The 4,623-nt window shown below is 54.5% G+C and carries 4 protein-coding genes; 3 read left to right on the top strand and 1 reads right to left on the bottom strand.

Features of this window, described 5'->3' with window-relative positions:
• The 3 genes from HN413_18230 to HN413_18220 all read left to right on the top strand — a co-directional run.
• The coding region (locus HN413_18230) for a thioredoxin domain-containing protein (GenBank protein ID MBT3392340.1) at positions 1-2,054 on the top strand (2,054 nt) is incomplete at its 5' end.
• Positions 2,047-3,066 carry an XdhC family protein gene (locus HN413_18225; GenBank protein MBT3392339.1) on the top strand — a complete coding sequence of 340 codons (1,020 nt, stop codon included), beginning with the start codon at positions 2,047-2,049 and terminating at the stop codon, positions 3,064-3,066. The genes HN413_18230 and HN413_18225, both read left to right, overlap by 8 nt.
• A gap of 96 nt (positions 3,067-3,162) precedes the next feature.
• Positions 3,163-4,272: a hypothetical protein gene (locus HN413_18220; protein MBT3392338.1), complete on the top strand. Its 1,110-nt coding sequence runs from the start codon at positions 3,163-3,165 to the stop codon at positions 4,270-4,272.
• Here HN413_18220 and HN413_18215 read toward each other — a convergent pair.
• The coding region (locus HN413_18215; GenBank protein MBT3392337.1) for a hypothetical protein at positions 4,249-4,623 on the bottom strand (375 nt) is incomplete at its 5' end. The two genes, HN413_18220 and HN413_18215, sit on opposite strands and share 24 nt — an antisense overlap.

The following is a 4,623-nucleotide window of genomic DNA, read 5'->3' as shown; positions in this document are numbered from 1 at the left end:
ACGAAAATTCCCCTTATCTGCTTCAACATGCCACCAATCCGGTAGACTGGTACCCATGGGGCGAAGAAGCCCTCGAAATAGCGCGCCGCGAAGACAAACCTATTTTTCTCAGCGTAGGCTACGCGGCTTGCCATTGGTGTCATGTTATGGCGCATGAATCCTTCGAGGATGCAGACACCGCGGGGATTATGAACCAGCACTTCGTCAACATCAAAGTGGATCGTGAAGAACGCCCCGACATTGACACGATCTACATGCAGGCAGTCGTGGCGATGACCGGGCAGGGCGGCTGGCCGATGAGCGTTTTTCTAACTCCCGAGGGCGAACCCTTCTATGGGGGAACTTATTTCCCCCCAGAGCCGCGTTACCGGATGCCGGCCTTTCGCCAAATCCTGCTCAGTATCACGCAAATCTGGCGAGATGAGCGCGGCAAAATCCTGCACAGCAGCCAGACGCTCGCCCAACAACTGCAACAAACCTTCAGCGTGCCCAACACCGCAGGGAACGGAATCAGCCTGCAAACCCTGGAGCAAGCGGTCACACACCTGACGCAAGCCTACGATGAGCAGTACGGCGGCTGGGGGCAGGCGCCCAAATTTCCGCAGCCAATGGCGATTGAATTTTTGCTCCGGCAGGCCACTCGCGGCAATCGGGCCGCTCGTGGCGATCAAAAGGCTCTGGAGATCGCCACACACGCCTTGCGCGCCATGGCAAAAGGCGGCATGTACGATGTCGTTGGCGGCGGTTTTGCCCGCTACAGCGTGGATGCCCGCTGGCTGGTGCCGCACTTTGAAAAAATGCTCTATGATAATGCGCAATTGGCGTTGGCCTATTTGCACGCCTACCTGCTCACGGGCGAGGCATTCTTTCGCCGCATCTGTGAAGAGGTGCTGGATTTCACCCTGCGCGAAATGACGCACCCGCAGGGCGGTTTCTTCAGCAGTCTGGATGCCGATTCGGAGGGCGAAGAAGGCAAATTCTACGTCTGGACACTGGAAGAGATTCAGGAGATCATCACGGACCCTCAGGAGACCATCTTCTTCCTGGCCGCGTATGGCGTGACGCAAGGCGGCAACTTTGAGGGAAAAAATATCCTGCAACGCGTTTTGGACGATGAACAACTCGCTGAAGAATTTGACATCCCGCTCGAAGATGTGCCCCACAAATTAGCCCAAACTCATGCCCGGCTGCTCGAAAAACGCGCCGGGCGCATCCGCCCCGGCACCGACGATAAAGTGCTCACCTTCTGGAACGCCATGATGCTGACTGCTTTTGCCGAAGCTGGTCGTTATTTGCGCAGAGATGACTATACGCAAATTGCCGAGCGCAATGCCGAATTTCTGCTTGAAAATCTCTATTTGGAGGATCGCTTACTGCGTTCATGGCGCAATGGGCAGGCCAAATACAACGCCTATCTGGAAGACTACGCCAGCCTGATTTTGGCACTGCTGGCGCTCTACCAGACCGATTCAAACCTCCGCTGGTACACGGAGGCGCAAAAACTCGGCGAGGAAATGGTAGCCCACTTCAGCGATCCGGCGGGGGGCTTCTTCGACACGCGCGACGATCACGAAGCATTGCTGCTGCGCCCCAAAGACCTGCAAGACAACGCCACACCCTCCGGCAACGCGCTGGCCGCTACGGCATTGCTGCAACTCGCCGCGTACGAGCTGAACACCCAATGGCATGACCGCGCCGAAGCAATGCTCGCCGCATTAGCGCCCAATATGGCTCGCTATCCGACTGGCTTTGCCCAATGGCTATGCGCATCCGACCTCGCGATTGGCCCCAGCCGCGAGGTCGCCATCCTTGGCGAACGCAATCACCCAGAGACTCAACAACTCATTGATGCGCTGTGGCAGAGCTACCGGCCGCGCACGCTCAGCGCGCACAGCCCCTACCCTGCTCCCGCAGCAGCCCCGGAAATTCTTAAAAATCGTCCCCTGCAAAACATACGCCCCACCGCTTATGTCTGCCAGGGCTACACCTGTAAAAATCCGGTCAATACACCCGCCGAGATGCTGGCGCACTTGAATCCAGATTCCGATGCGTGAAATTCTGACAGCCCTGATCCGCTGGCGCGAACAAGACAAACGCGCCGCCCTGGCGAGCGTCATCCAAACCTGGGGTTCGGCGCCGCGCGGCGTGGGCGCAAATATGGCCGTCTCATCAACCGGCGAGATGCTCGGCTCGGTCAGCGGGGGTTGCGTGGAAGGCGCGGTTGTCGAAGCCGCGCGGGAAAGCCTCTCAAACAGCCAGCCGCGTTTGCTGCATTTTGGCATCGCCAACGAAACAGCCTGGGGAGTCGGGTTGGCCTGCGGCGGCCAAATTGCAATTTTTGTGCGCCCCTACGATCTCACTCAACTCGATTTCTGGCAGGAAGAAAAATCAGTCGCCGCGGGAATGGTCATCCGCGGCCCGGAGAACTTACTGGGCAAAGAGCTGCTTCTGGACGAAGACGGGCGCAGCGTTGGCGCGCTCGCGGGTGATCTACGCGCAGTCGCGCTGGATTCCCTCCGGGGGGCCTTACAGCGCAACCAGCCCTCCGAAATCATCGCTCTAACCCCAGAGGTGGATTTCTTTCTCCATGTCTCGCACCCAGCCCCCACGCTGGTCATCATCGGGGGTGTGCATATTGCCGTTGCGCTGGTCGCGCTCGCCGACACGCTCGGATTTTGCACCATCCTCATTGATCCACGCAAAGGCTTTGGCAACGCGCAGCGCTTCCCCCTCGCCGATACAATCCTCACCACCTGGCCCGAACAGGCTTTGAAAGAAATCAGGCTGACGCGCACCACCGCCGTTGCAGCGTTGACCCACGACCCCAAACTGGATGACCCGGCTCTAATCACTGCATTGGGCAGTCCGGCGTTCTATATCGGCGCGCTGGGCAGTCGCAATACGCAAGAACAGCGTCGCCAGCGTTTGCACAACGCGGGGATGAGTATGGCGCAGCTCGACCGCATCCGCGGCCCCATCGGGTTGAATTTAGGGGGGCGCAAGCCCGAAGAAATTGCTCTGGCGATTATGGCCGAAATCGTGCGAGAATTTCATCGCGAGAAATAAGCATTGCCTAATTCGGCATAATAGCATCTGACTTATGTTGTATAATAACCAGCCAGTACTACAGTCCCACCCGCGCTTTTCAAGGAGTAACTGGCAATGCTTATCTATTCTTCTTACTCATCTCAAAAAAAATATCGCAATATTCTCTTCATCATACTGGCCGCACTTTGCCTGGCCCTGATTCCTGCTTCGGCGCAGGCTGATGAAGGCGAAACGCTAATCCCTGAATCAACGGTCATCGCGCCAGTCATTCCCCCAGCCGAACCCACCGAAGTGATAATTGGCCTTTATTTGATGGCGCTGGATGGAATTTCCGCGCCTTCCGATTCGACTCCGATGTTTGAAGCTGAAATGTTTATGGATTTGCAATGGAAAGACGAGCGCCTGGCTTTTGATGCCGCCGAATATGGCTATGATCGCAAAATATATGAAGAGCATGCTGCCGAAATTGAGCTAGAGCAAATTTGGTGGCCCGATATCGAGATCGAAAATTCAAGCCATGGTCGGCAAACCGAAAATCTGGAGTTGATTATCTTTTCGGATGGCACCGTGGAATATGAAGAAAAATTTGTGGCGATGATTCATGTCGATTTTGACTTGAAGAAATTCCCTTTTGATGAACAAATATTAGAGATCGATATTGAATCGTTTGCCTGGAATCATCAAGATTTAGTTCTTGTACCAAACGACAAAAGAATTGGCTTTGATCCGCATTACAGTAGTGAAGAGTGGAGTATCGACGCGATTTCAAGCGAAGTCAAATTAGAGCAAGAAATTCGTTCTGACGAAGCGTTTTCTGAGTTCATATACCGTATTCACGCCGTGCGTCACCCCCAGTTTTATTTGATGAAAATTGCCCCCATGCTATTAATCATCATGCTTTCCTGGTCTGTGTTCTGGATGGAAGGAGAAGCCGCCAGCGGTCGAATGGGGCGAAGTTTTATTGCATTATTAACCGTGGTCGCTTTTCACCGCGTGCTCTCAAGTTTTTTACCGCGCCTGTCCTATCCAACCCTCCTGGATGGGATCGTTTTCGTTGGCTATATATATGCCAGTATTGCCATCGTAGAAAATGTCATGGTGCATTTACGAACCCGCAGAGATGGCGCAGAACAAGCGCTCAAACTTGATCGCTTATTCCAATGGCTTGTACCCACCAGTTACGTACTTGTGAATATTGTGTTAGCCCTGTATTTTTTGGGGTAGGTTTTTGCTATCGTTGCGCGCCAGAAACTCCAACGTTAATGCCGCGACTTGATCAATCTCCCGGTCGAGAATAACCACATGCCCCGACTGTTCCATGAAGTGAATTTCAACATGGGTGGCGTTAACTTCTTCGGCAATTCTCCCGGGCACATCTGAGGGGATACGCCCATCGTGTGCGCCCTGGATGATGAGCAATGGTTGTCGAACAGCAGGTAAAAGCGGCCAGACATGGCGTTGCAAGGCGATTAATTGTAGCAGCGCCTTCAAGGGGGTTTCCATATAGCCCTGCCAGGGCAGATTATCCTCGGCAAGATGTTTATCCAGCGCGGGAATAAAAGGCGCGACCAGACG

It is taken from the genome of Chloroflexota bacterium, assembly GCA_018648225.1.
In the GTDB taxonomy this organism is placed as follows: domain Bacteria; phylum Chloroflexota; class Anaerolineae; order Anaerolineales; family UBA11858; genus NIOZ-UU35.
Note: the sequence above shows the minus strand (reverse complement) of the source record. Positions and strands in the feature narration are given on the sequence as shown.

Bases quoted from the DNA above. Each gene is read 5' to 3' on its own strand.
- HN413_18220 (MBT3392338.1), top strand. From the start codon at position 3,163: ATGCTTATCTATTCTTCTTACTCATCTCAAAAAAAATATCGCAATATT.
- HN413_18225 (MBT3392339.1), top strand. From the start codon at position 2,047: ATGCGTGAAATTCTGACAGCCCTGATCCGCTGGCGCGAACAAGACAAA.